General features: G+C 72.7%; 20 protein-coding genes. 10 read left to right on the plus strand and 10 right to left on the minus strand.

Going from position 1 to position 22367, the window contains the following annotated elements; genetic code table 11:
* Positions 1-285 precede the first annotated feature (285 nt).
* From eis to H283_RS0122330, 6 genes are all read right to left on the minus strand, one after another.
* A complete protein-coding gene (gene eis, locus H283_RS0122305; protein ID WP_020145751.1) occupies positions 286-1527 on the minus strand; it encodes an enhanced intracellular survival protein Eis in 1242 nt (413 codons plus the stop codon).
* Between the two features lie 50 nt (positions 1528-1577).
* Complete coding sequence (locus H283_RS0122310) at positions 1578-3116, minus strand: hypothetical protein (RefSeq protein WP_020145752.1); 1539 nt, start codon at positions 3114-3116, stop codon at positions 1578-1580.
* Between the two features lie 13 nt (positions 3117-3129).
* The gene (locus H283_RS0122315) at positions 3130-3786 is read right to left on the minus strand and encodes an ABC transporter ATP-binding protein (protein WP_020145753.1); all 657 of its coding nucleotides are present in this window, start codon (positions 3784-3786) and stop codon (positions 3130-3132) included.
* A gap of 124 nt (positions 3787-3910) precedes the next feature.
* Positions 3911-4372: a DUF3817 domain-containing protein gene (locus H283_RS0122320; RefSeq protein ID WP_020145754.1), complete on the minus strand. Its 462-nt coding sequence runs from the start codon at positions 4370-4372 to the stop codon at positions 3911-3913.
* 161 nt (positions 4373-4533) lie between these two features.
* Positions 4534-5262 (minus strand): hypothetical protein, encoded by a 729-nt coding sequence (locus tag H283_RS0122325; protein WP_020145755.1) that lies wholly within the window; start codon positions 5260-5262, stop codon positions 4534-4536.
* Positions 5259-5726 (minus strand): SgcJ/EcaC family oxidoreductase, encoded by a 468-nt coding sequence (locus tag H283_RS0122330; protein ID WP_020145756.1) that lies wholly within the window; start codon positions 5724-5726, stop codon positions 5259-5261. The genes H283_RS0122325 and H283_RS0122330 overlap by 4 nt, the downstream gene beginning before the upstream one ends.
* Positions 5727-5815: 89 nt before the next feature.
* Between H283_RS0122330 and H283_RS0122335 the strand changes: the two genes are divergently transcribed.
* Positions 5816-6445: a TetR/AcrR family transcriptional regulator gene (locus H283_RS0122335; RefSeq protein ID WP_020145757.1), complete on the plus strand. Its 630-nt coding sequence runs from the start codon at positions 5816-5818 to the stop codon at positions 6443-6445.
* Between the two features lie 68 nt (positions 6446-6513).
* Here the strand turns inward: H283_RS0122335 and egtD are convergent, their stop codons facing one another.
* Both egtD and egtB read right to left on the minus strand, forming a co-directional pair.
* Entirely contained in the window at positions 6514-7494 is a 981-nt protein-coding gene (gene egtD, locus H283_RS0122340) for an L-histidine N(alpha)-methyltransferase (protein ID WP_020145758.1), read from the minus strand.
* Entirely contained in the window at positions 7491-8780 is a 1290-nt protein-coding gene (gene egtB / locus H283_RS0122345) for an ergothioneine biosynthesis protein EgtB (RefSeq protein WP_020145759.1), read from the minus strand. Before egtB ends, egtD begins: the two co-directional genes overlap by 4 nt.
* A gap of 210 nt (positions 8781-8990) precedes the next feature.
* Here egtB and H283_RS0122350 point away from each other — a divergent pair, with 210 nt between their 5' ends.
* The gene (locus H283_RS0122350) at positions 8991-11660 is read left to right on the plus strand and encodes a DNA polymerase III subunit gamma and tau (RefSeq protein WP_020145760.1); all 2670 of its coding nucleotides are present in this window, start codon (positions 8991-8993) and stop codon (positions 11658-11660) included.
* Positions 11661-11766: 106 nt separating this feature from the next.
* Here H283_RS0122350 and H283_RS0122355 read toward each other — a convergent pair whose 3' ends face one another.
* Complete coding sequence (locus tag H283_RS0122355; RefSeq protein WP_028785836.1) at positions 11767-12651, minus strand: LysR family transcriptional regulator; 885 nt, start codon at positions 12649-12651, stop codon at positions 11767-11769.
* 73 nt (positions 12652-12724) lie between these two features.
* Between H283_RS0122355 and H283_RS26190 the strand changes: the two genes are divergently transcribed.
* The 4 genes from H283_RS26190 to H283_RS0122375 all read left to right on the plus strand — a co-directional run bounded on the left by H283_RS26190 (position 12725) and on the right by H283_RS0122375 (position 16865).
* Positions 12725-14083, plus strand: a complete 1359-nt coding sequence (locus H283_RS26190; RefSeq protein WP_020145762.1) for a hypothetical protein — start codon at positions 12725-12727, stop codon at positions 14081-14083.
* A gap of 52 nt (positions 14084-14135) precedes the next feature.
* The gene (locus H283_RS0122365; protein ID WP_020145763.1) at positions 14136-14894 is read left to right on the plus strand and encodes a class I SAM-dependent methyltransferase; all 759 of its coding nucleotides are present in this window, start codon (positions 14136-14138) and stop codon (positions 14892-14894) included.
* Between the two features lie 117 nt (positions 14895-15011).
* Positions 15012-15686 carry a 1-acyl-sn-glycerol-3-phosphate acyltransferase gene (locus H283_RS0122370; protein ID WP_020145764.1) on the plus strand — a complete coding sequence of 225 codons (675 nt, stop codon included), beginning with the start codon at positions 15012-15014 and terminating at the stop codon, positions 15684-15686.
* Positions 15687-15731: 45 nt separating this feature from the next.
* The gene (locus H283_RS0122375) at positions 15732-16865 is read left to right on the plus strand and encodes a HoxN/HupN/NixA family nickel/cobalt transporter (protein WP_231372347.1); all 1134 of its coding nucleotides are present in this window, start codon (positions 15732-15734) and stop codon (positions 16863-16865) included.
* 132 nt (positions 16866-16997) lie between these two features.
* Here the strand turns inward: H283_RS0122375 and H283_RS0122380 are convergent, their stop codons facing one another.
* A complete protein-coding gene (locus H283_RS0122380) occupies positions 16998-18188 on the minus strand; it encodes an aminotransferase class I/II-fold pyridoxal phosphate-dependent enzyme (RefSeq protein ID WP_231372348.1) in 1191 nt (396 codons plus the stop codon).
* 119 nt (positions 18189-18307) lie between these two features.
* Here H283_RS0122380 and recR point away from each other — a divergent pair, with 119 nt between their 5' ends.
* The 4 genes from recR (at position 18308) to H283_RS0122400 (ending at position 22321) form a co-directional block, all read left to right on the plus strand.
* A complete protein-coding gene (recR, locus tag H283_RS0122385; protein WP_020145767.1) occupies positions 18308-18907 on the plus strand; it encodes a recombination mediator RecR in 600 nt (199 codons plus the stop codon).
* 281 nt (positions 18908-19188) lie between these two features.
* Positions 19189-19776 carry a DUF5063 domain-containing protein gene (locus tag H283_RS0122390; RefSeq protein WP_043650603.1) on the plus strand — a complete coding sequence of 196 codons (588 nt, stop codon included), beginning with the start codon at positions 19189-19191 and terminating at the stop codon, positions 19774-19776.
* A gap of 130 nt (positions 19777-19906) precedes the next feature.
* Complete coding sequence (locus H283_RS0122395) at positions 19907-21178, plus strand: aspartate kinase (protein WP_020145769.1); 1272 nt, start codon at positions 19907-19909, stop codon at positions 21176-21178.
* Positions 21179-21217: 39 nt separating this feature from the next.
* Positions 21218-22321: a hypothetical protein gene (locus H283_RS0122400; RefSeq protein WP_020145770.1), complete on the plus strand. Its 1104-nt coding sequence runs from the start codon at positions 21218-21220 to the stop codon at positions 22319-22321.
* Positions 22322-22367: the final 46 nt, after the last annotated feature.

Raw genomic sequence — 22367 nt, forward strand, 5'->3', positions numbered from 1 at the left:
AGCGCTCACTCGAGTGGCCCTGCCGTCCCGGCTCTCCTACGTGGGTGGTGGTTCGGAGCGCTCACTCGACTGGGGCGGAGCGCTCACTCGAGTGGTCCTGCCGTCCCGGCTGTCCCATGTGGGTGGGACGACGCGCTCACTCGAGTGGTCGTGCCGTCCCGGCTGTCCCATGTGGGTGGGACGACGCGCTCACTCGACTGGTGCCGAGCGCTCACTCGAGTGGCCGCGTGGTTTCTGTGGTCTCACTCGCCCCGTTTCGGGTGTGACGACGGAGCGGGGCGGGTGTCAGAAGTACTCGGTGATGAAGGGCTGGCAGGCGAAGACGTCGTCGAGGGCTGCGTCGCCGTCGAGGCTGCCGCCGCTCGCGAGACCGGCCTGGCGCAGGCGCGACACCGACCAGCCGCACCAGAGCGCCGCCAGCCCCCGAGCCCCGACCCGCAGCGCCCCGCCCGACTCGCCGTTCGGTGTGATCCCGTCGGCCGGCGGGGTGCCGGCAATACCTCGAGCCGGGGCGTTGTCGGCGCGCGTCGCGGTGCCACGGCCGTCGCGGACCGAAAGGCGCCACCGACCGGCGTTGGCGGGCGCCTCGGCGTCGTCGACCACGAGGTCGGCCTCGACCGAGAGGTGCCCACCGAAGCCTCGCCCGGCGAAGGCCCCCTCCAGGTCGACGACCCGTGCCATCCAGGGGGTCTGCTGGACCTTCACCTTCGGCAGCCCGCCCAGCACGAGCGTCACCGGGTCACGCGGGTCGAGGAAGGTGTGCACCGTCGGAGCCGCGGACGAGCCCGACCCGACGACACCCCAGAGGGTCGCCGCCGCCTCGGGCGTCGTCGCGACGAGATCCTCGACCGTGACTGCCTGCTCGGACAGGTCGTAGACGACGAAGCCGCCGTCGACGACGTAGGCGGTGAGCTCGTCGCGCTCGAGCATCCCGGTGAGTGCCGCCACCGACCGCAGCATCGGTCCGCTGACCCCGTGCCGGGCGCTCGAGGCGCGGGCGAGGTCGTGCATCTGCCGTGCGTCACTCGGCACCGCGGGGCGCAGGCCGGTCATCCCGGCCCGCCGGGCGCCCGTGGCGCCGAGGCCGCGGAGGTGGTGGGCGGCATACGTCATCCGGGTCTGCACGCCCCCGATCTCGTAGCCGGAGCGGCGGTACAGGGTCGCCGTGGTCGGGAAGAGGCACGACACGACGTCGCCGAGCTCGCCCATCCGCGTGACGAGAGCGCGGGTCAGGGTCGTCGCGACGCCCCGGCCGCGGGCGCTCGGCTCGACGTAGACGCCGGCGACGCCGCCCATCCTCAGGTGCCGCCCACCCCAGGCCTGCTCGTAAGGTCGGATGCGGCCCGCGCCGAGGACCCGGTCGGACTCGTCGACGACGGCGATCATCCGGCCACCGAGGGTCTCGGCCGAGACGCGCTGCCACCACAGGTCGCCCCCGGTGCCGAGCGGACCGAACGACCGGTTGCGGATCGCCAGGACGGCGGGGAGGTCGGCGTCGACGACGTCACGCGTGCGCAGCTCGCTCATGGCCCCGAACCTAACGAGTGGTCACCCTCGATCGCGAACGGGGTGATCCCTCAGGCGCGGTGCAGGTAGGTCAGCCGGCGCACCTTCGAGACCGCCCAGGCGAGCACGGCGTAGACCAGCCAGCTCACGACCGAGAGCCACGTGTAGTTGGCGGCCTTGGTCAGCACCGCGATGAGCGAGCCGAGCACGACGACGGTGAGGGCGGGCACGGCATACCAGGCGACGACCATCTGGGGACGCAGCATGAAGGTGGGGGAGCCGCGGAAGGCCGCCAGCACGTTGCCGGCGACGACGAGGACGAGGACCAGCCACAGGGACAGCGGCGCACTGGCCGGCAGCGAGCCGACGGCGCCGGCGACGGCGACCCAGCCGCCGAGCACGAGGACGGTCAGCGCGGTGGGGACCGTCACGTGGGCCACGGCCTCGGTCAGCTCGCCGGTGCCGAGGAGGGAGGGAGTGCCGACGTTGTCGGCCTGCAGACGCAGGCCCTCCGCCCAGGCGCCGAAGCCGAGGTAGAGCGGCAGCAACCCGATCGTCGCCGCGATGCTCGGCGCCGCCGGCTGCGTGAACGCCCAGGTGACGATGGCGCCGCCCAGGACCGTGAGGCCGAGGCCCGAGAGGAACGCGCCCGGCGTGCGCCGCAGCCCGATGACGTCGCGGCGGACGAGCACGCCGAAGGGGCGGCCGGGGCGCAGTCGGGCAGAGCGTCCGTGCCGGACGGGGCGGGTCAGGGCGAGCCGCGCCGTGCGGAGGTTGCCCGTGAGGGCCGACCCGGCCATGGTCGAGGTGTTGGCGGAGTGGGCGCGCAGCGACTCGGCATGCAGCTCCCGCAGGGCGTCGGGAACGCGCCAGAGCAGGCTGAGGCCGCGGTCGGGGCCGGGCCAGGACCGCACCTGCGACCAGAGCCAGAGGCGGGTCGCGAGGACCCCGAGCGCGGTGCCGACGAGCGTGGTGACGACGACCGTCCCGACGCCGGCGAGGTGCGCGAAGGCGAGGCCGGCTCCGACGGTGAGGCCACTCAGCGCCCCGACGAAGATCCCGCCGACGGCGGCGTAGCGCCACCACCGACGGAGCGCGAGAGCGCGGTCGAGGGGGACCGGGAGCACGAGGTCGATCCACGGCATGGGGGGCACGACCGGCCCACGGAAGCGGCCGGCGAAGACGACGGCGCCGAGCAGCGCCGCCACCGACGCGACGAGCAGCGCGATCGCCACGGGCGAGCGCAGCTGGTCCCCGAGCGACGTGGCGTCGGACGTGCGGAAGACCGCCTGGACGATCGGGAGGCCGTAGACGAGCGCGCCGAGGAAGAGGACGTAGCCGGCATACAGACCCTGCTGCCGCGCCTTGCGCGCGGCCTCGCCACCGATGACCCAGTCGGCCTGGCCGAGGAGGTCGTGGTCGTCGTAGTCGACCTCGGCGGGTGCCGTGAGGTCGCGTGCCGAGCCGTCGTATGCCGTCTCGCCGGGTGCCCGGGTCGGAGTCGGCGTTGCCGTCGGCTCCGGCTCCGGCGTCGGCTCGGGAACCGTGGGCTCGGGCACCGTGGGTCGGGGTGCGGCCTGCTTGCGGGCCGGCTGCTTGCGCTTGCTCATCGTCGGTCCGCGATCAGCGCGCCGGGACGATGTCGACCACGCGGGTCGCGAGGGTGGCCGTCAGCTCGGGGTCGTGGCAGGCCATGACCACCGTGCCGCCGGACTCGGTGCGCTCGCGGATCAGCTCGGCGACGACCTGGCGCTTGCCGGTGTCGAGCCGCTGCTCGGGCTCGTCGAGGAGCACGACGCTGGCGGGGCGCGAGAACGTCAGGGCGAGCCGGAAGAGCTGCTCCTGACCCGACGACAGCTCGTGCGGGAAGCGGTCGTCGAGGTGGGCGATGCCGAGACGGTCGAGCAGGGCGAGGCTCCGGTCGTCGGACGTGGCCGGGTCACCGCCCCACGTCGAGTCGATGAGGACGAGGTGGTCGACGAGGGTCAGGTCGCGGTAGGTCGTCGGCGCGCCGAGCAGGGCCGCGACGGCGGCCCGGACCGTCCGGTCGCGCTCGTCGGCCTCGCGACCGCCGATGGTAGCGGTTCCCGTGCTGGGCACGAGCAGCCCGCCGATGATCCGCAGGAGGGTCGTCTTGCCCGAGCCGTTGGGACCCCGGAGCACGATGCACTCGCCGGGATCGGCGCTGACGTCGGTCGGCAGCAGCAGGGTCGTCTCGTCGATCGTCTTGCCGACGCCCTCCGCACGGACCTCACCGGTCAGCACTGCGACCGCACCCATGTGCGTCCATCCCTTCGTCGACCCTGTCGAGCTGTCGGAAGCCACCGTATGCCGCCCGGCTCGGAATGCCCTGACCGGGAGGAGGCGCCCACCGCCCGGGAGCGGGCGACGTGGAGGCGTCGGGTCAGCCCTGCGTGCCGACGGGCGGGCCGAGGAGCAGGGCGACACCGGTCAGCGCGAGCACCGCGACGACGCCGACACCGACGGCGACCAGCGGGCGAGCGAGCAGGGCGGCGACGAGTCGTTCGGCCGGGGTGGCCGGGGTGTCGCCGCCGCGGCCGAGGCGCCAGCCGCCGTCGAGGCGCCCGCGACGTTCGAGGCGTCGCTCCCACCACACGGTGAGGAACGGCGGCACCGCGCTGAGCAGGCCGAGCAGGCCCTCGCGGGCGGTCCAGCGCTGGTTGACCCAGAGCAGGAGCGTCACGAGGCAGAACGCGAGGAAGACGACGCCGTGCACGAGTCCGAAGACCCTGACCCCGAGCTCGGTCGTGTGGGTCACGTACTTGAGGAACATCCCGATCAGGAGCAGCGCCCACGTCACCACCTCCGCGAGGGCGATCCGGCGGTAGAGGGAACGAGGGGTCATGCGGAGATCTCCTACGTCGTGTCGTACTGGAGCGCCCAGTGTGCCAAACGCCCGAAACGCCTCGACGGGCACCCCGACGGGTGGGCACCGGGTCCACCGGCACAGGGGTATGCCGTCGCTGCGTGGTGCGACGGCATACCTCGGGCGCGGCGCGTCGTGGGTCAGCGCCGCGCCACCCTCTCGGACCAGACGATCCGGACGCTCGTGCCGATGATCCACACGTCGACGAGGGTCTGGGCGGCAAAGAGGTTCGAGACCTGTGGGTTGCCCGTGACCGCCAGCAGTGGTGCGGCGACCGCGAAACCGAGACCCCCGACAATGCCGAGGACGGCGAGGAGCCGGGCGGGCCACGTCGCTGCCGCCCGTGCGACGGCGATGGCGAGCAGGGCCGCAGACACGCCGACGAGCGGGGTCGTGAGGGTCGAGAGCGCCAGATGGGTGTCGACCATCGGGGTCGCGCCGCCGGCTTCCAGCGCGTCGTGCTCTCCGCCGGCGAGCAGGTGCGGCACGAACTCCGGCGTCGCGACGGCCCAGGCGACGATCGTCCCGGTGAGCCACGGCCGGACCCGGGCCGGGAAGGCGTCGTGGCGCCGGAGCAGGACGAGGCCGATCAGCGCCGTCAGCATGCCCGCGAGGAGCACGGCGTGTGCGGGCAGCCAGACCGGAGACCCGATGAGGGCGAGGAGGCTCTCGTGCATCGACCCCGACGTCTCGTGCGGGTGCATCATCCCGCCGACGGCGAGCAGGGCCCCACCGACGCCGAAAGCCACGGCAGCGTTACGCGCGAGGCGGGACGGGCCGGACGGACGCTCCGACACCGGCGTGGCGGTGGGCTGAGCGGCCCGGCCCGCGAGCGCCTCGCCGACGGTGCCGCCCACGAGGGCGCTCATCGCGTGGCCTCGAGGGTGTTGTGGGTGACGGCGATCTGCCAGGTCTCGCCGACGCGGACGAGGATCGAGGTCGACGTGGCGGCGTGGACGCCGGCCAGCGGACCGCTCGGGGCGTCCATCGTGTTGCGTGACGTCGCGACGATGACGTCGTCGGCGAGGTGGCGCGCGTCCATGAGCTCCATCCGGTTCGTGCTGCCGGCGTAGATGGTCGCGAAGATCGCCGCGTGCCCACCGGCGATGGCGTCGCGTCCTCGGTGGTGCTCGCCGCGGATGTTGACGAAGGACGCGTCCGCGGCATAGGGCGCGCCGAAACCCTGACCGTCGCCGGCGTTCCAGGCCGACTCGAGGCGCCGGAGGACGGCCGTGGCCGTGTCGCGGGCGGGCGTGTCGGTGGCAGCCCTGTCGGTGACGGCGGTGTGCGGCGCGGCTTCGGTGGCGGACGGGTGCAGCTGGGTCGTGCTCATGGTTCTCTCCTTTGAGTGAGTTGCTCATGATTGATTGAGCGATACTCAGTCAATATAGACACGCTCAACCGACCTGTACAGTGGTTTCCGTGAAGAGCTCCGAGCCCGCCCCCCGCGCCTACCGCTCCGCCCTTCGCGAGGAGCAGGCCGAGCAGACGAGGCAACGCATCGCCCGGGCCGCCCGGCGGCGCTTCATCGAGTCGGGGTGGGCGGGCACGAGCGTGCGCTCGGTCGCGGCGGATGCCGGCGTCTCCGAGGCCACGGTCTATGCGGCCTACGGCACCAAGGCGGGGCTCGCGACCTCCCTGATCGAGAGTGGCGAGCTGGATGCCGGGGTCGAGCAGGTGGCCCGCGAGATCGAGGAGGCGCAGGGTGACCCCGCCGCACAGCTCGCTGCGTTCATCCGGTTCGACCGGCGACTCTTCGAGCGGGGTGGTGACGGCCTGCGGCTCACCGTCGAAGGCGGACGCAACGAGCCCGCGCTCGCCGCGGCATATGAGCACGGCCGGGCCCGCGGCGACACGAACCGTCGCCGGCTGTTCGCCTCGTGGCCGAGCGGGGCGCTGCGCGACGGACTCACGGTGGACCGGGCCTTGGACGTCTACGCGACGGTCTGCTCGATCCAGACCTTCGACATCGCGACGCGTGAGCGCGGCTGGTCCGTCGACGAGGTCGAGCAGTGGTGGGTCGAGTCGCTCACCGAGCTGCTGCTCGCCTGACCCGCACCGCTGTAGGGATCACCTCACCCGGATCACCCGGTCGGGATCACCCCGCTCAGCGGTCCTGGTCAGCCGTCCCGGCGGGCGAGGGTCAGGGCGAAGTCGCCGTCGTCGTCGGTCCACGTGCGCTCGACCGTGAAGCCGGCCGCGCCCAGCTCGTCGCGCAGGCTCTCGTGGCGGAACTTCGTCGAGATCTCGACGCGGATCTCCTCGCCGTGCGCCAGGTCGAACGTCAGGTCGGCACCGGGGATGCTCACCCGTTGCGGCATGTCGGCGCGCAGCCGCAGGTCCATCCGCTCCTGACGCGGGTCCCAGAACGGGACGTACGAGAAGGCCTCGATGTCGAAGTCGGCCCCGAGCTCGCGGTTGAGCACGCGCAGGCAGTTCGTGACGAACCGCGCCGTGACTCCGCGGCTGTCGTCGTAGGCGGCGATGAGCCGGTCGGTGCTCTTGACGAGGTCGGTACCGAGCAGGAACCAGTCACCCGGCTCGAGGCTGTCGTGCAGGGCCCCGAGGAAGGCCGCCCGCTCCTCGACGTAGAAGTTGCCGATGGTCCCGCCGAGGAAGGCGACGAGCCGCCGCCCGCCCCGCGGCAGGTGCCCGAGGTGCAGCGTGAAGTCGCCGACGAGGGCCTCGACGCGCAGTGACGGGTAGCGCTCGGAGAGCATCACCGCCGCGTCGCGCAGGGTCTGCTCGGACACGTCGACCGGGACGAAGCGCTCGAGGCTCCCGCGCGCGGCGAACGCGTCGAGGAGAGTGCGGGTCTTGTCGCTCGTGCCACTGCCGAGCTCGACGACGGTCGTCGCGTCGCACGCGGTGACGATGTCGTCGGCATGGTCGCGCAGGATCGCCCGCTCGCACTCGGTCGGGTAGTACTCCGGCAGTCGGGTGATCTCGTCGAAGAGGTCGGAGCCGACGTCGTCGTAGAGCCACTTCGGCGGGAGCGTGCGCGGTTGCGACCCGAGCCCACGACGGACGTCGTCGACGAGCGCTCCCGACGCCCAGTCGGGGTCGAGCGCGACGGTGACGACCGGCTCTCGGGCGCTCATCGGCGCGCACCCCCGTCTGCGAGGCGGACACCGGACAGCGCCCAGCGTGATCCCGGCGGGAAGAAGTTGCGGTAGGTCGCGCGGGCGTGACCGGGCGGGGTCAGGGCGCACCCACCGCGCAGCACCATCTGGCCCGACATGAACTTGCCGTTGTACTCGCCGATGGCGCCGGCCGGTGGGTGGTAGCCCGGGTAGGCGAGGTAGGCCGAGCTCGTCCACTCCCAGCAGTCGCCGTAGACCTGGCGCAGGTGGCCGGTGCTCGGACCGGCCGCGCGTGGGTGGAACGTCGCGGTGTCGGCGAGGTTGGCGCCGGTGGCCGGCGGCTCGGACTGGCCGTCGGCGACGACGGCGTGCTCCCACTCGCCCTCGGTGGGGAGCCGCTTGGCCGCCCACGTGGCGTACGCGTCGGCCTCGTAGTGGCTGACGTGGCTCACCGGGAGCCCCGGGTCGACAGGCCGGGTGCCGCTCAGCGTGTGCTCGAACCACACCCCGTCGACCTCGGACCAGTAGAAGGGCGCCTGCCAGCCCTCGGCGCGCACCTTCCCCCACCCATCGGAGAGCCACAGCTCGTGGCGCTGATAGCCGCGGTCGGCCATGAACTCGAGCCACTCGCCGTTGGTGACGAGGCGGTCGGCGAGGCGGTACGGCTCGAGCCACTGCTGGTGCAGCGGCAGCTCGTTGTCGAAGCTGAACCCGCCGCCACGATGCCCCACCTCGACGAGGCCGCCCTCGACGTCGACCCAGCCCAACGTGTCGGGAGCCGACGGCGCGAGCGGGCTACCGGCATACGTCGGCTGGAGGGGGTTGACCGACAGGACGTGCTTGATGTCCATGAGGAGCAGCTCCTGGTGCTGCTGCTCGTGGTGGAAGCCGAGCTCGATGGTGGACGTGAGCTTCTCGAGCGCCCCGCCGTCGAGGGTCGTGACGAGGTCGCGCATCCGCGAGTCGACGTCGGCGCGGTAGAGCCCGACGTCCTGGGCGCCCGGGCGGGTGATGAACCCGCGCTCGGCGCGGGCGTAGCGGGGCCCGACGCCCTCGTAGTAGCTGTTGAAAAGGAACCAGTAGCGGTCCTGGTAGGGCTTGAACGACGGCTCGTGGTCGGCGAGCACGAACGTCTCGAAGAACCACGTGACGTGCGCGCGGTGCCACTTCGTCGGCGACACGTCGGGCATCGACTGGACGGTCTGGTCCTCCGGTGACAGCGGGGCGGCGAGCGTCTCGGTGTGGGCTCTCACCTCGTCGTAGCGGGCGACGAGCGTGTCGGCGTCCCAGGTCGGGTCGGGCATGGGTGACCTCCTCCGTCGGGCCGCTGGCGCACCGTGCACCGCGGACCGGTTCATCGAGCCTAGGCATACCCGGTGACAGCCGCGCGTGCGACCGACGGTCCGTAAGGAGCTGTTCACCGTCTCGACGGTCCCGACCGTCCGGACGGACCCCCGGAGCCGGCCGCTCGGTCGGCGTTCCCGGCGTCGGTCGTGGCGGTTAGGGTTTCGGGCATGGCCACCGCCCTGTACCGCCGCTACCGGCCCGAGAGCTTCGCCGACGTCATCGGCCAGGAGCACGTGACGGAGCCGCTCATGCAGGCGCTGCGCACGGGCCGGGTCAACCACGCCTACCTCTTCAGCGGCCCGCGCGGCTGCGGCAAGACGACGAGCGCGCGCATCCTCGCGCGCTGCCTCAACTGCGAGCAGGGCCCGACGCCGATCCCGTGCGGCACGTGCGACTCCTGCGTGGCGCTCGCGCGCGGCGGCTCCGGCTCGGTCGACGTCATCGAGATCGACGCCGCTAGCCACGGAGGTGTCGACGACGCCCGCGACCTGCGCGAACGGGCCAGCTACGGCCCGGCGCAGAGTCGCTTCAAGATCTACATCATCGACGAGGCGCACATGGTGACGCCGCAGGGCTTCAACGCGCTGCTCAAGATCGTCGAGGAGCCGCCGGAGCACGTGAAGTTCGTCTTCGCGACGACCGAGCCCGAGAAGGTCATCGGCACGATCCGGTCGCGCACGCACCACTACCCCTTCCGCCTCGTCCCGCCGGCCAAGCTGTCGACCTACATGGAGCGGCTGCTCGAGTCCGAGCACGTGGCGGTTCAGCCGGGCGTGCTCAGCTTCGTCACGCGCGCCGGCGGGGGTTCGGTGCGTGACTCGCTGTCCGTCCTCGACCAGCTCATCGCCGGCTCGGGTCCCGAGGGGCTCACCTACGACGGCGCCGTGTCGCTGCTCGGCTTCACCGATGGCGAGCTGCTCGACAGCACCGTCGACGCGATGGCCGCCGGTGACGGCGCCGCGACGTTCCGCCAGATCGACCGGGTCATCGAGTCGGGCCACGACCCGCGACGCTTCGTCGAGGACCTCCTCGAGCGGCTGCGCGACCTCATCATCGTCGCGGCCATCCCCGAGGGCGTCTCGCAGGTGCTCCGCGGCGTCCCCGAGGACCAGCTCGAGCGCATGCGGGTGCAGCAGGCGGCGTTCGGCCCGGGCGCTCTGTCGCGCGCGGCCGACATCGTCAACACCGGCCTGACCGAGATGACCGGTGCCACCGCGCCCCGCCTCCAGCTCGAGCTCATCTGCGCGCGCATCCTCCTGCCGGCCGCCTCCGGCGAGCAGGGGTATGCCGCCCGCCTCGACCGCCTCGAGCGTCGCCTGGACGTGGGCGGGGTTCCGACCGCTGCCCGTGCCGACGTCCCACCCGTGGGGGCGCCCAGGAGCGCGTCGTCCGCCCCATCGGCGGCCCCGGCACCCTCCGGCCCGTCGGCCTCGGGGTCCTCGGTCGTGTCTGCGCCGCCGCGCACCGTCTCCGACTACACACCTCCCTCGAGCGGCGGGTCAGGTGCGTCGCACGCCGCCGGTGGGATGGGTGGGGGCGGTCGCAGCACCGGCCCCGACACCCCCGGAGCGGCTGGCGCCGCGACAGCCGGGTCCTCGGGTCCGGGTGATGCGGGCCGGGTCGACGCCGTGCGCGCCGACATCGGCTCCCCGCCGGTCGCGGCGCCGGACGAGTCCGTCGGCGGCCCGTCGTCCGTCGACCAGACGCACTCCGGCGGCCAGCACCTCGCCGGTGCCTCCGAGGAGGCCCGGTCCGCGGCCGAGCCGTCGCCGTCCGGACGCACGTCGCAGCCGTCGGGCGGAGCGCCCACCGGCACCGACGAGCCGAGCGGCGTTGGCGAGGGCGCCCCGGCCGGTGGCATGGACACCGATGCGATCCGCCGGGCCTGGCCCAACGTGCTCGGGCGCATCTTCACGATGCGTCGCATCACGTGGACCTTCGTGTCGCAGAACGCCCAGGTCACGGCCTTCGACGGCAAGAAGCTGACCCTCGGCATCGCGACGGCCGGCCTGACGCAGACCTTCCGCGCCGGCAACCATGCCGACATCGTCCGACAGGCCCTCATCGACGAGCTCGGTGTCGACGCCATCGTCGACGGTGTCCACGTCGACGCGGTCTCGCAGCAGGCCCCCGTCGCGCCGCCGCCAGGGGTGGTCCCTCCCGGCCTGCCGGACCCTCCCAGCAAGGGCGCGCCCGGCGGTCCGGACGCCGGTCAGCCCTCGGGCCAACAGGGTGACGGCGGCGCAGGCGGACAGTCGTGGGGTGATGCCGGCGCGGGGCATGAGTCCGCCGGCTCCCGAGACAGCGCTCTCGGCGGGACCGGCGGTTCCGGTGGATCGTCCCCGAGCGCAGGAGGCGTCTCCTCGACCGCCGGCTCGCGTGGCACGACCGCCCTCGCAGAGGCCGGGCTGAGCCCGGTCTCCGGCCGCTCGCTCGAGGACAACGCCGGCTGGGGCTCGGCGACCGGGCCCGCTCCCGACTGGGCCACCGCGCCCGCCGGGGAGTCGCCGGCGCCCGGCGCATCGGGTGGGGCTGCACAGACGGCAGCGTCCGCTGCCCGTCCCGCTGCCCCGGCAGCCGCCGGCTCGTCCGCCGGGGGAGAGGTGCCCACCGACTCCGCCGTGCGCGGGGCGAGTGCCGTCAGACAGTCGTTCGCCCAGGCCCGGTCGCGCGCGGGAGGCTCTCGCCCCACCGACGACGACGAGCCGCGGCAGCCGGTCACCGACGACTCGGCGGTCAGCGACGACGACGAGGACATCGAGCAGTCCGGGGACGTCGGGCGCTCCGTCATCGAGAAGGTGCTCGGCGGTCGGGTCGTCCAGGAGCTCGAGAACTGACATAGCCGGTCCTGCCGCGCCGCTCCGGCGCCGTCCGACCCGTGAGCACGGCAGGTGCATTCCCTCGAGTGGCCTCGCCGTCCCAGGCGCACCACGACCCAGGGGGTCAGGAAGGGCGGCGCCGGAGGCCCAGGGCGCGAGCCAGCGCCGGGAGAGCAGCGGCGAGGACCGGGTCGAGCTCGCCGCGCGCGATGACCGACAGGCGCACCGGGAGGTCGACCCGTGAGGCCATGACGCGGTCGCCGGGACGGCCTGACATCCGGGCCGCGCTCGAGGGCACGATGGCGATCCCGTCGCGTCGGCGTGAGATCTCGAGCGCCACGGGAGCCGTCGCCGCGTGTCGGGGCGTGCCGCCGAGGGCCGCGATGCGCTCGGCGATGAGCGGGCCGGAGTTGTCGTAGGGGGCGTACGTGACGACCCGGTCGAGGAACGGCAGGTTGCCGCGCCGGGGCGGCTGAACCCCCGACGCGACGAAGGCGACGAGCTCGTCGGTGCCGAGACGATGGGCGACGACGTGGGGTGGCAGCTGCACCTGCTCGGCGATCCCGATGAGGGCCGCGTCCATCGACCCCTCGGAAACGAGCTCGATCATCTCGCCGCCGTGGTGCACCACCGTCGAGAGCCGCACGGCGTCGCCGACGAGCTCGTCGAGCGCCGGGAAGGCATAGCCTGAGATGCCGGCGAAGGTGCCCACGCGGAGGGTGCGCGCTGCCGCTGAGGACCGGACCGCCGCGAAGACGCCGTGCAGGTGACCGAGGATGTGCTCGGCCTGCCGGACCATCTCGAGACCCGCCGGGGTCGCCGTCGTGCCGAGCGGGCTACGGGCGAAGAGGACTGTCCCACAACGCCTCTCGAGTCGGGACAGGCGCTGCGACGCGGCCGGCTGGCTGATGAGGAGCTCGCGCGCCGCCGCCCCGAGGGACTGGGTCCGCTGCAGGGTGAGCACGAGCGTGAGATCTTCGACATCTGGCACCTGAACCAATGCGTCCATAAGTCCACCTTATGAGCAGTGCGCACCTCATGCTGTCTACCGCCCAGGGCGGCACACGTCGAGGCTGGAATCCGTGACCGCGACCCCGACCACCGAGAACACCGACCACTCCCCGACTAGACCCATCCGGATCCTGCTCCTGTCCAACGCCATCGAGCACCTCGCCTACCGCTTCACGCAGATCGCCCTGCCGCTCGTCGTGCTCCGCGAGTTCGACTCGGCGGCCGTGGCGGGCCTCGTCGGCGGTCTCGCCGGTCTCCCGGTCGTCACGTCCCCGTGGTGGGCCCGCCGCCTGCGCCAGCGTCTCAGCGACGGCCGGGGACTCGCCCTCGTCTCCCTCTGGCAGGCCGGCGCGGTGCTCGTCGTCCCGATCGCCCTCGCCCTCGGCACGCTGCACCCGGTCATGCTCGCCGTGGCCGGCCTCGCGGTGGGGGTCTCCGACGCCCTCGCCTCCCCGGGGCGGACGGCCCTGCTCGGAGATCTCGGCGACCGGGTCGGTGGCGGCGCCGCGATCCGCGTCATCACGTGGGACGACGCCCTCCGCCGAGGCGCGATGGTCGTCGGACCCGCCCTGGCCGGGCTCGGTGTGCAGCTCGGCTGGACCCATGCCCTGCTCTGGGTCGAGGGTCTCGCCCTGGTCGTGTCGGCGCTGCTCGTCCGCCGCGTCGTCGTGCCGGTCGCCCCGGTCGCCCCGGTCGCCCCGGTCGCCCCGGTCGCCGCCGGCCGCTCGACGGCACGAGCCGACACCAGGTCGGCCGCCACGGCACCGGTTCCCGCGCCGGGCATCCTGGCCTCCGTCCGGGACCACCCCGACGTGCTGCGCGGCTGGGTCATGCGCGGGACGAGCTGCCTGCTGTGGTTCGCCTTCGCGCTCGGGCTCGCCGTCGAGGGGGAGCGGACCGGGCGGGCGGGGGCCCTCTACGCGACGGCCCTGACGGCATACGGCCTCGGCTCCCTGATCATGACCCTCGCGATCGCGCGGCGCCCGCCGTCCGCGCAGCCCCTCCGTCTCGCGACGGTCGCCTGGGTGGGACAGGGCCTCGCCTTCGCGGCGATGGCGGTGTGGACGACTCCGGTCACCGTCGCGGTGGGCGCGGCCGCGGCCGGCGCCGTGACCGTCGTGGGCATCCGCGCGATGATGCAGGTCCTGCTGACCCGGACGCACGGCGCTGCCCGGCGAGCGGCTCTCGCCGGCCAGTCGATCCTCGTCGACGTGACCGTCTCGGTCGGGATGCTCGCCGGAGGGCTTGTCATCGACCACGCGGGTCCTCGCCCGACCCTCGCCCTGACCGGGCTGGTCACGGCGGCCGTCGCGCTCGTCGCCGGGCTCACCGCACACGAGGCAGCCGCGACCTCCGACCTCCGGTCGCACGCGGCGGTCCCCGGCGGCCTCGGCCGGGGACGCTTGCGGCAGTTGCTGACCCGGGGATAGGAGAATCTTCATTCACCCGTGGACGTACGTCTTGCGGGAGTAGCGTCACAAGGTGACCTTCGAGGTTGCGGCGGACGCCTACAACCGCTTCATGGGGCGTTACTCCGGGCCGCTCGCCGCACGATTCGCCGACTGGTCCGGTGTGGCCGGACCGGGTCGGGCCATCGACGTGGGCTGCGGGACCGGCGCCCTGACCCGAGTCCTCATCGAGCGGCTGGGCGTCGACGGCGTCTCGGCGGTCGACCCGTCTCAACAGCTGCTCGCGGCGCTGCGCCAGTCGTTCCCGACTCTCGACGTGCAGACGGGGTCGGCCGAGGCGCTGCCCTTTCCCGACGACCTCTTCGACCACGCGCTCGCCCAGCTCGTCGTCAGCTTCATGGCCGACCCGGTGCTCGGCCTGCACGAGATGGCTCGGGTCACGCGCCCGGGCGGAACCGTCTCGGCGTGCGTGTGGGACCTCGCGGGTGGGGGAGCGCCGCTCACCGTCTTCTGGCAGGCGGCCCGAGACCTCGACCCCGACGTCGACGACGAGTCGGGGATGAGCGGGGTCCGGGAGGGCGAGCTGGCGCACCTCTTCGACCGGGCCGGACTCAACCAGATCGAGGACACCGCCCTCACGGTGTCGGTGCGACACCCGACCTTCGACGACTGGTGGGACCCCTACACGCTCGGCGTCGGCCCTGCGGGAGCGCACGTGCAGAGCCTCGACGAGGTCGGACGCGTCCGGCTGCGCGAGCACTGCCGCGAGCTGCTGCCCGAGCCGCCCTTCTACATCATGGCGACCGCCTGGGCCGTTCGAGCCCGGGCCTGAGACCTCTGCGCGCGACGCGCTCCGGGCCGCCACCCGGCATACCAAGGCGTGAACACCGGGCCGCTGCGACGCACGCCCCACACCGGGCGGCCGGTCCACGGCCCTAGGCTGTGGCCCATGTTCTACAGCCTCGGGCGCAACCTCCTGTACCCGCTGTCCCATGCGCTGTACCGGCCCACCATCGAGGGCAAGGAGAACATCCCGCGCGAGGGTGGGGTCGTCGTGGCGAGCAACCACCTGTCGTTCATCGACTCCTTCGCGATCCCGCTCGCCTCGCCACGGCAGGTGCGCTTCCTCGCCAAGGAGGAGTACTGGACGGGCACGGGCGTCGGCGGCTTCGTGCGCAAGGGCTTCTTCAGCGCCGTGGGGATGGTGCCGGTCAACCGGCACTCGCCGACCGCCGCGCAGGAGAGCCTCGACGCGGCACTGGAGGTGCTCAAGGCGGGCGACGCGTTCGGCATCTACCCGGAGGGCACGCGCTCGCGGGACGGCCGGCTCTACCGCGGGCGGACGGGCGTGGCGTGGCTCGCGCTCACCGCGCAGGTCCCCGTCGTGCCGGTCGGGCTCATCGGGACCGAGGACATCCAACCCGTCGGGGCGAGCTTCCCGCGGCTCGCGAAGGTGACGGTGCGCTTCGGCGAGCCGATCGGCGTCGAGGAGTACGCCGGCATGCCGGCGGGCAAGGCGCGGCGCCTGCTGACCGACCGGGTCATGGAGGCCATCGCCGAGCTGAGCGGCCAGGAGCGCGCCGACACCTACAACGAGGTGCCGGGCGGCGAGCCCGCCATCTGAGGGAGGACGTTGCAGATGCGACCCAGTCGCATCTAGCGTGGGGTCGTGACCCTGACGTCCTCACGCCCGAGCTCGGGCCCGCGCTCGCGCTCGCGCTGTGCGGTGCGTCGGCGGCTCTCTCGCGACGAGCGCCGCAGCCTCGTCGGGATGGCGGCCTTCGTGGCCCTGCTGCACGTCGTCGGCTGGGGACTGCTCCTCCTCGTCGTGGCCCCGGCGGAGTACCGCGTCGCCGGCCAGCTCTTCGGCGTCGGTCTCGGCGTCACGGCCTACACCCTCGGGATGCGCCACGCCTTCGACGCCGACCACATCGCCGCCATCGACAACACGACCCGCAAGCTGCTCGCCGACGGCCGGCAGGCGATGAGCGTGGGCTTCTGGTTCAGCCTCGGCCACTCGTCGGTCGTCTTCGTCATGGTCATGCTCGTGGCCCTCGGCATCCGGGCCCTCGCCGGCGCCCTCGAGGACGACGGCTCGGCGCTCCAGCAGGCGACCGGTGTCTGGGGCACGACGGTCTCCGGTGTCTTCCTCGTCCTCATCGGTCTCATCAACCTCGCGGCGCTCGTCGGCATCCTCAAGGTCTTCCGCCGGATGCGCGCGGGGCACTACGACGAGGCCGAGCTCGAGCGGCAGCTCGACAAGCGCGGCTTCCTCAACCGCGTCCTCGGGCGCGTCACGCGGGCCGTGCGCACGCCGTGGCACATGTACCCGGTTGGTCTTCTCTTCGGCCTCGGCTTCGACACGGTGACGGAGGTGGGCCTGCTCGTCATCGCCGGCGGCGCCGCCGCGGCCGCCCTGCCCTGGTATGCCGTCCTCACCCTTCCCGTGCTCTTCGCCGCGGGCATGTCCCTCCTCGACAGCCTCGACGGGTCGTTCATGAGCGTCGCCTACGGATGGGCGTTCAACCGGCCGGTGCGCAAGATCTTCTACAACATCACCGTCACGTCGCTGTCGGTGGCCGTCGCCCTGCTCATCGGCGTCATCGAGCTCGTCGGGCTGCTCGCCGACAAGCTCGACGTCACGTCGGGACCGGTCGCGTGGATCGGCTCGATCGACCTCGGCGACGTCGGCTTCTGGATCGTCGGGCTCTTCGTCCTCACCTGGGCCGTGGCGCTCGCCGTGTGGCGGCTCGGGCGCATCGAGGAGCGGTGGTCGGCGACGCTCGCCGACGGCGGCGCCTGATCCGCTCCCGCTCCCGCAGCATGCCAACTCAGCCCAGGCGTGACTGGCGCCCGGGTGTGGGCGGGTTCGGGTGCGCCAACCCAGCCCAGGCGTGACTGGCGTGCGGTTCCGGGCGGGCTCCGGTGCGCCGGCTCAGCCGGGGCGAGACTGGCGTGCGGTCTCGAACGCGTCGCGGAAGTGCGGTAGCGCAGCCTCGACCGACTCAGCCGTCGCGGTGAGGCAGATCCGGAACCATCCCGGCGTCTCGAAGAGCGTGCCGGGCATGACGAGCACCCCGCGCCGCGACAGGTCGTCGACGAAGGCCTCGTCGTCCGGGACCGGCGACCGGGGCCAGAGGTAGAAGGTGCCGTCCGGGGGAGTGACCTCGTAGCCGAATCCCCGCAGCGCGTCGACGAGGCGGTCGCGCTTCGCCTCGAGCCCGGCGACGTCGTGCGAGAGCTCCTCGAGCCGTGGCGTCGCGTGCTGCATGACGGCGTTCGGGAAGAGCCACCCGGCCGCGATCTGCATCATCTCGATGGCCTCGAGCAGCGCGGAGCGGTCCTCGATGGCGGGCGGCACGGCGAGGTAGCCGAGCCGCTGGCCGGGAGCGAGCAGCGTCTTGCCGTAGGAGTAGCAGATCAGGGTGTGCGGGTAGAACTCGGCCGGGCTGTGGAACTCGCTGCGCGAGAAGACGATCCGGTTGTAGGGCTCGTCCGAGACGATCCAGATCCGCCGGCCGTGCCGCGTCGAGGCCTCGTCGAGCAGGGCGGCGAGGCGACGCAGCAGCTCGGGTGGGTAGATCCGGCCCGACGGGTTGTTGGGGGAGTTGACGACGACGATGCGCGTGCGCGGGGTGATGGCGGCCGCGATCGCCTCGAGGTCCAGGTCGAAGCTCGGCTGGAGCGCCGGGACCTTGACCGGCACGAGCCCGGCTTCGAGCGCGAGCGGCTCGTAGAGGAACCACGGTGGCAGCGTGTAGACGACCTCCTCGCCGGGGTCGGCGAGGACCTTCATCGCCACGGTGATCGCGCCGAACCCACCGGTCGTCATGCGGATGTCGTCGACGCCCCAGCCGAGTGGCACGACCCCTTCGAGCGAGGCCGCGGCCGCTGCCTGTGCCGCGACCTCGCTCTGCTTGTAGGCGAACCACAGCTCGTCCCGGGGCAGCGCGGCCTCGCGCAGCGCCTCGACGTACGCCGGCATCTGCAGCTCGTGCGGGTCGCCGAAGGTGAAGTCGAGGACTCCGGGCTCGAGCCGGCGCTCGGCATATCCGGAGTGCATCCGGAAGCCGAACATCGTCCGGAAGGGCACGGCCGCCTGGACCCGCTCGCTGCGGCGGGACACCGCCCGTTCGTCCACCACGGTCACCCACTCCGCTCACCCCGTCAGCCCCTGACGCTCCTCGTCACGCTAGACCGGTGCGGCGGTCCGCAGGAGGCGTTTGCGGGGCTTAGGGTTGCGGTGTGTACGAAGGCGCGGTGCAGGACCTGATCGACGAGCTCGGACGACTCCCCGGAGTCGGTCCCAAGAGCGCCCAGCGCATCGCCTTCCACCTCCTGCAGACCGACTCCGACGACGTGACCCGGCTCGTCACGGCGCTCACCGAGGTCAAGGCCAGGGTCCGCTTCTGCGAGCAGTGTGGCAACGTCGCCGAGGCGGAGCGGTGCCGCATCTGCGCCGACCCGCGCCGCGACCAGACGGCGATCTGCGTCGTCGAGGAGCCCAAGGACGTCGTCGCCATCGAGCGCACCCGCGAGTTCCGTGGCACCTACCACGTGCTCGGCGGCGCGATCAGTCCCATCGACGGCATCGGTCCCGACGACCTGAGGGTGCGTGAGCTCATGGTGCGCCTCGCCTCCGGTGAGGTGCAGGAGGTCATCATCGCGACCGACCCCAACCTCGAGGGCGAGGCGACGGCCACCTACCTCAGCCGGCTGCTGCGCGACGTGGGCCTCACCGTGACGCGCCTCGCGTCGGGCCTGCCCGTCGGCGGCGACCTCGAGTACGCCGACGAGGTGACCCTCGGGCGGGCCTTCGAGGGCCGCCGCCGAGTCGACGCCTGACCTTCCGGACGCCGCCCCGCCGAGGACCGAGGCTGTATGCCGTATGCCGTCCCACCCCACCCACGTCGAGTGAGCGCCCCGCAACAGTCGAGTGAGCGCTTCGCAACAGTCGAGTGAGCGCTTCGCAACAGTCGAGTGAGCGGCTATTAACACGAGCGCGTCGCGGCTGGGACTGGGCGCTCACTCGAGTGGGACGGGGCGCTCACTCGAGTGGGACTGCGCGCTCACTCGAGTGGGGTGGGGCGAGACCGGGCCGTACGGCATACGGCATGCTGGGGGCCATGACTGACGAGCCGCTGGACGAGGGCCGCACGAGCGAGATCGACGACCTGTCGGGTCTCGCCGACCTGACCGCCGCGGAGGCGAGCGCCTTCCTCACCTCGGTCACGGAGGTCGCCTCGGGGAGCTCTCCCGACACGGCGCTGCCGCTGCTGACGCTCGCCCTCGCGCAGGCGCTCGTGGCCGGCGCGCGGCTGGGCGCGATCCAGGACGTCGTGCCGGAGGAGCGCTTCGAGCCCGACGCGACCGACGACGACGCCGACCCGCTCCGCACGGGCCTCGCCAACGTCTTCGCCGGCATCGACGACTACGTCTACGTCATCGACCCGATCACCTCGTCCGAGCGCGCCGACGGCTCGATCACCAACGACGTCGTCGACGTGGCGGTCGCCCTGAGCCACGGCCTCAAGCACTACGGGGCAGGCCGCAAGCTCGAGGCGCTGTGGTGGTGGCAGTTCAGCTACCTGTCCGAGTGGGGCGACCGCGCCATGACGTCGCTGCGGGCCCTCCAGTCGATCCTCGCCCACCTGCGCCTCGACGCCGACGAGGAGGCCGTCGGCGAGGCGGAGTTCGACGCGCTGCACCCGTAGTCCGCGCAAGAACGTGCGGCGCCCGGGACGAATCGGCGCACATCTCACCATCGCGACGTCCCGGTGGACGTCCTGCGCGCGCGCCTAGACTCGGAGCCGCCGCAGACCACCGAGGAGATCCGGAGCCAGTGTGAGCATCGTCGTCCAGAAGTACGGCGGGTCGTCCGTTGCCGACGCCGAGGCCATCAAGCGTGTGGCCCGGCGCATCGTCGAGACGCAGCGGGCGGGCCACTCCGTCTGCGTCGTCGTCTCCGCGATGGGTGACACGACCGACGAGCTGATGGATCTCGCCGAGCAGGTCACCCCGGCCCCACCGGCGCGCGAGCTCGACATGCTGCTGACGTCGGGCGAGCGCATCTCGATGGCGCTCGTCGCGATGGCCATCGCCCAGCTCGGCGCCGAGGCGCGCTCCTTCACCGGCAGCCAGGCGGGCGTCATCACCGACGACGCCCACGGCGCGGCGCGCATCATCGACGTGACCCCCGGCCGCATCCAGAGCGCGCTCGACGCCGGCCACATCGCCATCGTCGCCGGCTTCCAGGGCGTCAGCCAGACGACGAAGGACATCACGACCCTGGGCCGCGGCGGCTCCGACACGACGGCCGTGGCGCTCGCCGCGGCCCTCGGCGCCGACGTGTGCGAGATCTACACCGACGTCGACGGCGTCTTCACCGCGGACCCGCGCGTGCTGCCCAACGCCCGCAAGCTCGACGTGCTGTCGATGGAGGAGATGCTCGACCTCGCCGCCAACGGCAGCAAGATCCTGCACCTGCGCTGCGTCGAGTACGCCCGCCGCTACGGCATCCCGATCCACGTCCGCTCGTCGTGGTCTCGGAAGCCCGGCACGTGGATCAAGGACAACCCCTACGAAGGAGAAGGCGCCGTGGAGGCACCGATCATCGCCGGCATCGCCCACGACCGCAGCGAGGCCAAGATCACGATCGTCGGCGTGCCCGACCGGGTCGGCATCGCCGCCAAGATCTTCGGGGCCATCGCCGAGGCCGGCCTCAACATCGACATGATCGTGCAGAACGTGTCGGCCGCCGAGACGGCCAAGACCGACATCTCCTTCACGCTGCCCAAGGCCGACGGTCCCAAGGCGATGTCGGTGCTCCAGTCGATCAAGCACGAGGTCGAGTACGCCGACCTGCGCTTCGACGACGGCGTCGGCAAGATCGCCCTCGTCGGCGCGGGCATGAAGAGCCACCCCGGTGTCTCGGCCCGCTTCTTCGGCGCGCTCGCCGAGGCCGGCATCAACATCGAGATGATCTCGACGTCCGAGATCCGCGTCTCGGCCGTGACCCGGGCCGAGGACCTCGACGAGGCCGTCCGCGCCGTGCACACGGCCTTCGGCCTCGACTCGACCGAGGACGCCATCGTCTACGGCGGCACCGGCCGCTGAGCGCGCCGACGAGCCCGATCGCCGCTAGTTTCGGGAGGCATGAGACTCCCGACGCGACCCGTCCTGCTCGCAGCCGCCACCACCGCGCTCGTCGCCTCCGCGACCACTGCGTATGCCGTGTCGCCCGGTGCCGTGGGACGTGACGCTCCCGCGAAGGCGGGGGTGACGGCATACGGCTGGACGGTCACGCCGACCGGGACGACCGAGCGCCTCCGCGGCCTCGCGCCCGTCTCACGCGACGTGGCGTGGGTGAGCGGCTCGAACGCCGCCGTGCTGCGCACGACCGACGGCGGCAGGACGTGGGGCGACGTCAGCCCGCAGGGGCTCGGCACCGACGCGCTGCAGTTCCGCGACATCGAGGCGTTCGACCCGCGGCACGCCGTCATCCTGTCGATCGGCGAGGGTGAGGACTCCCGCATCCTCGTCACCGACGACGGTGGCACGACCTGGGCCGAGAGCTTCCGCAACACCGACCCGGACGCCTTCTACGACTGCATGGCGTTCAGCTCGCCACGGCACGGGCTCGCGATGAGCGACCCCGTCGACGGGAGGTTCCGGCTCGTCGAGACCTCCGACGGCGGCCGGTCTTGGTCGCTCGTCGGTGCGGCCGGGATGCCGGATGCCCAAGAGGGCGGGTTCGCCTTCGCGGCGTCGGGCACCTGCCTCTCGGCGGGCGCCGGCGGACGCACCTATCTCGTGAGCGGCGGCGTCGACCCGGCGCGGGTCTTCACCTCGGCCGACCGCGGACACACGTGGACCGTCGCCGACAGCCCGGTGGCCGGTGGTCCGTCGGCCGGCATCTTCTCCGTCAGCTTCCGGGACGCCCGGCGCGGCGTCATCGTCGGCGGCGACTTCGCGGCCCCGACCGGCGCCGACGACAACGCCGCGTGGACCGCCGACGGCGGCCGCACGTGGACGAGGTCGACGACCAACCCCTCGGGCTACCGGTCCGGGTCGGCGTGGGTGCCGCGGACGGCACGGACCGTCCTGGCGGTGGGCCCGTCGGGCTCCGACGTCTCGACCGACGGCGGCCGCACGTGGTCGACGTTCGACACCGGGAGCTTCGACTCCGTCGAGTGCACGCACGACGGCGCCTGCTGGGCGTCCGGCGAGCAGGGCCGAGTCGGCGTGCTCACCCGCTGACCTGGTGCGCCGGGCCATCGCCTGACTCTCGTCGGGACGGTCCGGC

Source organism: Terracoccus sp. 273MFTsu3.1, assembly GCF_000383675.1.
Classification (GTDB): Bacteria; Actinomycetota; Actinomycetes; order Actinomycetales; family Dermatophilaceae; genus Terrabacter.

Bases quoted from the DNA above. Each gene is read 5' to 3' on its own strand.
- egtD (WP_020145758.1), bottom strand. From the start codon at position 7,494: ATGAGCGCCCGAGAGCCGGTCGTCACCGTCGCGCTCGACCCCGACTGG.
- H283_RS0122350 (WP_020145760.1), top strand. From the start codon at position 8,991: ATGGCCACCGCCCTGTACCGCCGCTACCGGCCCGAGAGCTTCGCCGAC.
- H283_RS0122400 (WP_020145770.1), top strand. From the start codon at position 21,218: ATGAGACTCCCGACGCGACCCGTCCTGCTCGCAGCCGCCACCACCGCG.
- H283_RS0122330 (WP_020145756.1), bottom strand. From the start codon at position 5,726: ATGAGCACGACCCAGCTGCACCCGTCCGCCACCGAAGCCGCGCCGCAC.
- H283_RS0122320 (WP_020145754.1), bottom strand. From the start codon at position 4,372: ATGACCCCTCGTTCCCTCTACCGCCGGATCGCCCTCGCGGAGGTGGTG.
- H283_RS0122355 (WP_028785836.1), bottom strand. From the start codon at position 12,651: ATGGACGCATTGGTTCAGGTGCCAGATGTCGAAGATCTCACGCTCGTG.
- H283_RS0122390 (WP_043650603.1), top strand. From the start codon at position 19,189: ATGACTGACGAGCCGCTGGACGAGGGCCGCACGAGCGAGATCGACGAC.
- H283_RS0122325 (WP_020145755.1), bottom strand. From the start codon at position 5,262: ATGAGCGCCCTCGTGGGCGGCACCGTCGGCGAGGCGCTCGCGGGCCGG.
- egtB (WP_020145759.1), bottom strand. From the start codon at position 8,780: ATGCCCGACCCGACCTGGGACGCCGACACGCTCGTCGCCCGCTACGAC.
- H283_RS0122370 (WP_020145764.1), top strand. From the start codon at position 15,012: ATGTTCTACAGCCTCGGGCGCAACCTCCTGTACCCGCTGTCCCATGCG.
- H283_RS0122315 (WP_020145753.1), bottom strand. From the start codon at position 3,786: ATGGGTGCGGTCGCAGTGCTGACCGGTGAGGTCCGTGCGGAGGGCGTC.
- eis (WP_020145751.1), bottom strand. From the start codon at position 1,527: ATGAGCGAGCTGCGCACGCGTGACGTCGTCGACGCCGACCTCCCCGCC.
- H283_RS0122310 (WP_020145752.1), bottom strand. From the start codon at position 3,116: ATGAGCAAGCGCAAGCAGCCGGCCCGCAAGCAGGCCGCACCCCGACCC.